Annotated in this window: 5 protein-coding genes; all 5 read left to right on the top strand. The window is 72.1% G+C overall.

The window, feature by feature from the left end; genetic code table 11:
- Positions 1-1,250: MFS transporter (locus tag JGS39_RS36380; protein ID WP_219574041.1), on the top strand; the 1,250-nt coding region annotated here is incomplete at its 5' end.
- A complete protein-coding gene (locus tag JGS39_RS36385; RefSeq protein ID WP_219574042.1) occupies positions 1,247-1,651 on the top strand; it encodes a PPOX class F420-dependent oxidoreductase in 405 nt (134 codons plus the stop codon). The genes JGS39_RS36380 and JGS39_RS36385, both read left to right, overlap by 4 nt.
- 114 nt (positions 1,652-1,765) lie before the next feature.
- On the top strand, positions 1,766-3,169 hold the full coding sequence (cysS, locus tag JGS39_RS36390) for a cysteine--tRNA ligase (protein ID WP_219574043.1): 1,404 nt from the start codon (positions 1,766-1,768) through the stop codon (positions 3,167-3,169).
- An 82-nt stretch (positions 3,170-3,251) separates the two neighbouring features.
- Entirely contained in the window at positions 3,252-4,208 is a 957-nt protein-coding gene (gene rlmB / locus JGS39_RS36395; RefSeq protein ID WP_219574044.1) for a 23S rRNA (guanosine(2251)-2'-O)-methyltransferase RlmB, read from the top strand.
- Between the two features lie 198 nt (positions 4,209-4,406).
- Positions 4,407-5,730, top strand: a 1,324-nt coding sequence (locus JGS39_RS36400) for a DoxX family membrane protein (RefSeq protein WP_219574045.1), incomplete at its 3' end; no start/stop codon positions are given.

A 5,730-nucleotide genomic window follows, 5' to 3' on the forward strand; every position in this document is an offset into this window, starting at 1 on the left:
CCCCCTACCTCCGCCTCCTCACCACCACCCAGTTCGCCTTCAACACCGGCTTCTACGCCGTCCTGCCCTACCTCGCCACCCACCTCGGCACCGGCCTCGGCATGACCGGCTGGCTCGTCGGCCTCGTCCTCGGCCTCCGCACCTTCAGCCAGCAGGGCCTCTTCGTCATCGGGGGCGCCCTCACCGACCGCTACGGCCCCAGGCCCGTCGTCCTCACCGGCTGTCTCCTGCGCATCGCCGGATTCGGCTGGCTCGCCTTCGCCGCGTCCACCGCCACCGTCATCGGGGCCGTCCTGCTCACCGGATTCGCCGCCGCCCTCTTCTCACCGGCCGTCGAATCCGAGACCGCCCGCGAAGCCGTCCGCCACGAACAGCGCACCGGCACCCCCCGCGCCCACGTACTCGCCAGGTTCGCCGCCGCCGGACAGGCCGGAGCCTTCCTCGGCCCCCTCCTCGGCTCGCTGCTCCTCCTCCTGGACGGCGGCTTCCGCGCCGCCTGCCTCGCCGGGGTCCTCGTCTTCGTCGCCGTACTCGCCGGACACGCCCGGTTCATGCCGCACCGCGACCCCGTCACCCGAACGGCCGCACACCGCGGTGCGATGCGGCAGGTCTTCACCGGCCGCCCGTTCCTGCTGCTCTGCCTCGCGTACAGCAGCTACCTCGTCGCCTACAGCCAGCTCTACCTCTCGCTGCCCGCCGAGGTGCAGCGCGCCACCGGATCCCAGGCCGCCCTCGGCTGGTTCTTCGCCCTCTCCTCCCTCCTCGTCGTCCTCGCCCAGCTGCCCCTGACCCGCTGGTCCGCCCACCGGCTAGCCCCGCGCACCGCCCTCGTCACCGGGCTCGTCACCGTCGCCGCCGGATTCGCCGCCGTACCCCTGACCCCGTCCGGCCCCTCCGGGCTGCTGCCCCCGGCCGCCCTCGTCGTCCTCCTGACCCTCGGCCAGATGCTCCTCGTGCCCGCCGCCCGCGGCCTCGTACCCGATCTCGTCGACGACCGGCACCTGGGCCTCGCCACCGGGGCGCTCTCCTCCGTGTCCGGCCTCGCCGTGCTCGGCGGCAGCGCCGCCACCGGCGCCCTCCTCGACGCCCCCGCACCCGTCCGCTGGGCCGTCCTCGCCGCGGTCCCGCTGGCCGGCGCAGCCCTGGCACTGACCCTTCCGGTGGGCGCGGGCGGGAAACAGGGACGAGGAAGCGGAGGCGGGGTAGGCGTAGAGACATCACCGACCCGCTCAGGAGGACGTACGCCATGACCGCCGCACTCTCCGAAGACCTCAAGGCGCTGCTCGACACCCCGGTCTTCGTCACCGTCGCCACCATCCAGCCCGACGGCAGCCCCCAGGTGTCCCCGGTCTGGGTGAAGCGGGACGGCGACGACGTCCTCATCTCCACCACCACCGGCCGCCGCAAGGAACAGAACCTCGCCCGCGACCCCCGCGTCTCCGTCGTCGTCCAGCCCTTCGACGCCCCGTACACCTACGCCGAGATCCGCGGCACCGCCGCCCTCACCACCGAAGGCGGCCAGGAACTCATCGACGAGCTGTCGCAGAAGTACACCGGCAAGAAGTACGCCGACTTCAACCCCGCCTCCGGCGACGACGACCCCCGCGTCGTCGTGCGGATCACCCCCCGCAAGGTCGTCGGACGCATCTGAGCCGTCCCGGACGATCACCCCTCACGGCTCCGGCCCGCCCGGAGCCGTAACAACTGTCCACGCAATCCTCCAAGGGGTCGCGGGGCACTGGTGCGCGCCCACTACCCTTGAGGCGTGACTATTCGCCTGTACGACACCAGCGCCCGGCAGATCCGTGACTTCGTCCCGCTCACAGCGGGCTGTGTCTCGATCTACCTCTGTGGCGCGACTGTCCAGGCCGCCCCGCACATCGGGCACATCAGGTCCGGACTGAACTTCGACATCATGCGCCGCTGGTTCGCCTACCGCGGCTACGACGTGACGTTCGTCCGGAACGTCACCGACATCGACGACAAGATCATCAAGAAGTCGGCCGAACAGGACCGCCCCTGGTGGGCCATCGGCTACGAGAACGAGCGCGCCTTCAACGACGGCTACGACGCGCTGGGCTGCCTGCCGCCCACCTACGAGCCCCGCGCCACCGGCCACATCACCGAGATGATCGAGATGATGCGCGGCCTCATCGAGCGCGGGCACGCCTACGCGGCCGACGGCAACGTCTACTTCGACGTCCGCTCGTTCCCCGGCTACCTGGAGCTCTCCAACCAGGACCTCGACGACCTGCGCCAGCCCTCCGGCGACGGCGAGACCGGCAAGCGCGACCAGCGCGACTTCGCCATGTGGAAGGCGTCCAGGCCCGGCGAGCCCAGCTGGGAGACCCCCTGGGGCCGCGGCCGCCCCGGCTGGCACCTCGAATGCTCCGCCATGGCGCACAAGTACCTCGGCACCGCCTTCGACATCCACGGCGGCGGCATCGACCTGATCTTCCCGCACCACGAGAACGAGATCGCCCAGGCCAAGGGCTACGGCGACGACTTCGCGAAGTACTGGGTGCACAACGGCTGGGTCACCATGGCCGGCGAGAAGATGTCCAAGTCGCTCGGCAACTCCGTCCTCGTCAGCGAGATGGTCAAGGCCTGGCGCCCCATCGTGCTGCGCTACTACCTCGGCACCCCGCACTACCGGTCGATGATCGAGTACAGCGAGGAGGCCCTGCGCGAGGCCGAATCCGCGTTCGCCCGCATCGAGGGCTTCGTCCAGCGCGTCACCGAGAAGGCCGGCGAGACCGTCGCCCCCGCCTCCGAGGTGCCGCCGGCCTTCGCCGAGGCCATGGACGACGACCTGGGCGTCCCGCAGGCCCTCGCGATCATCCACACCACCGTCCGCCAGGGAAACTCGGCCCTCGCCGCCGACGACAAGGAAGCCGCCGTCGCACGCCTCGCCGAGGTCCGTGCCATGCTCGGCGTCCTCGGCCTCGACCCGCTCGACGAGCACTGGGCCGGCGAGAGCGACCGCGGCGACGACCTCCACGGCGTCGTCGACACCCTCGTACGCCTCGTCCTCGACCAGCGCCAGTCCGCGCGGGCCCGCAAGGACTGGGCTTCGGCCGACGCCATCCGCGACCAGCTCAACCAGTCCGGGCTCGTCATCGAGGACAGCCCCACAGGACCACGGTGGACACTCGGCCCGCGCCAGTAGTCCTCCATGTGCCGCCCGGCCCGCCGGGCGGCACACTTTCACTTATACGTACGCACGTCTGAAGCAACGAAACAGGTAGGTCATGGCCGGGAACAGCCAGCGCAGGAACCGCCGCACGTCCAACAAGAAGGGCGCTACGGCCGGCAGCGGTGGTCAGCGACGCCGTGGCCTCGAAGGCAAGGGACCGACGCCGCCCGCCGAGGACCGCAAGAAGCACAAGAAGAACCGCATCGCCACCGCCAGGGCCAAGCAGGCAGCCAACCGCCGCCCCGCCCCCCGGCGCGGCGGCGTCAAGGGCACCTCCGAAATGGTCGTCGGCCGCAACCCCGTCTTCGAGGCCCTGCGCGACGGCGTGCCCGCCACCACGCTGTACGTCCAGCAGTACATCGACAACGACGAGCGCGTCCGCGAGGCCCTCCAGCTCGCCGGCGCACGCGGCAACATCAACCTGATGGAAGCCCCGCGCCCCGAGCTCGACCGCATGACGAACGGCCTCAACCACCAGGGCCTCGTCCTCCAGGTCCCGCCGTACCAGTACGCGGAGCCGCAGGACCTCACCGCCGCCGCCTACGACAACGGCGAGGACCCGCTGATCGTCGCCCTCGACGGCGTCACCGACCCGCGCAACCTCGGCGCCATCGTCCGCTCCGTCTCCGCCTTCGGCGGCCACGGCGTGGTCGTGCCCGAGCGCCGCGCCGCCGGCATGACCGCCGGAGCCTGGAAGTCCTCCGCCGGCACCGCCGCCCGTACGCCCGTCTCCCGCGTCACCAACCTGACCCGGGCGCTGGAGGCGTACAAGAAGGAAGGCATCTCGATCGTCGGCCTCGCCGCCGACGGCGAGCACACGGTCGAGGACCTCGAAGCCCTCGGCGGCCCCGTCGTCATCGTCATCGGCAGCGAGGGCAAGGGCCTCGGCCGCCTCGTCGGCGAGACCTGCGACTACCGCGTCCGCATCTCCATGCCGGGCGGCGCCGAATCCCTGAACGCCGGCGTCGCCGCCGGCATCGTGATGTACGAGGTCGCGCGCCGCCGCGCCTGATCCGCCGCCGGGACGGGCCGCACGGCCCGTCCCGCGGGACCACCCGCACAGGCGGCGGCCGACCGGGTCCGAGGTGGCCGCACCGGGGGCGCATCCGGGCACGCGCGCGCCCCGGCGCACCCCACCACCCCCTGTTGACGGGCCTCGGACACTTCGACACCGTCAAGGCAGTGTCCTAAACACACATCACTCGGTTAGATGAGTGTGGACACCAGAACGCCTCGGTTCGACGAACAACCCGCCCTGAGCATGGCCAAGGTGGACTGCGACCCCGCGCAGGTCATCGTCAACCACGCCAGCTTCCGGGTGCAGCTCGCCCCCGGCCAGCGCGCACGGCTGCGCGGTGCGGCACCCGCCGGAGCACCCAGGATCCCCGCCATGAGCGGCTCCGGAACCGGACGCGGCCGACGCGCCCCCGTCGTGTGGAGCGGAAGGTCAGCCCCCGGCGACCCCGGCGCCAGCGGACTCCTCCAGGCCGTACGGAACTCCACCGCGGGCCGGCCCGACACCGCCTACGACCCGTACGAGCCATACGCCTCCTACGAGTTCGACAGCGGACACGGCGGCCCCGGCACCCAGGTCATCCCGCGCCTCGAAGAGACCCAGCCCAACCCCGTCATCACCGCACCGCACCAGCCACGCCGCCCCGGCGGCCCGCTGCTGCCCCCCATGCGCCAGGCCGTCGGCGCCTACGACCCCGTCGAGCCCGGCCCGTACGACACCGACGGACACGGCCGCGACCGCGACGACGCCTACGACGGCGACGACATCACCGACACCCGCGACCGCCGCCAAGGCGGCGACAGCGTCCGGCACGCGTACTACCCCGGCCGCCGCATGAACCTCGGCGTCGTCCTCCTGCCGATGCGCGTCTTCCTCGGCTTCATCTCCATCTACGCCGGCATGGGCAAGCTCTGCGACCCCGTCTACTTCGACGGCGGCGACCGCGGCTCCATGGTCAAGTGGCTGACCTCGCTCCACCCCTGGGCCCTCGCCGAACCGCTGCGCGACTTCGCCCTCTCCCACCCCGTCGGCGCCGGCCTCACCATCGCCTTCCTCCAGGTCGTCGTCGGCGTCCTCACCGTCCTCGGCCTCTGGCAGCGGGTCGCCGCCTCCATCGGCGCCCTCCTGTCCGCCGCCCTCCTGGTCACCGTCAGCTGGCGCACCGTCGCCGTCTACGACGCACCCGACATCATCTACCTCGCCGCCTGGAGCCCCCTGGTCATCGCGGGCGCCCCCGTCTACTCCGTCGACGGACGCCTCGCCGGAGAAGCCTGGCGCAAGCTCGGCCCCCGCTCCGAGATCTGGGACCTCCGCCGCCGCGTCCTGCGCCGCGGCGCCGTCGTCGCCACCGTCGTCGTCGGCCTCACCCTCCTCATCGGCTCCATGCTCGGCGGCGCCGTCCGCTCCACCGAGGTCGTCACCGTCCCCGGCCCGAACGGCGTTCCCACCAACCAGCTCCCCGGCACCCCGCTCCCCGACAAGTCCCGCAGCGGCAAGGCCTCCCACACCCCCACCGGAC

This window comes from Streptomyces poriferorum, assembly GCF_019399235.1.
Lineage (GTDB): Bacteria > Actinomycetota > Actinomycetes > Streptomycetales > Streptomycetaceae > Streptomyces > Streptomyces poriferorum.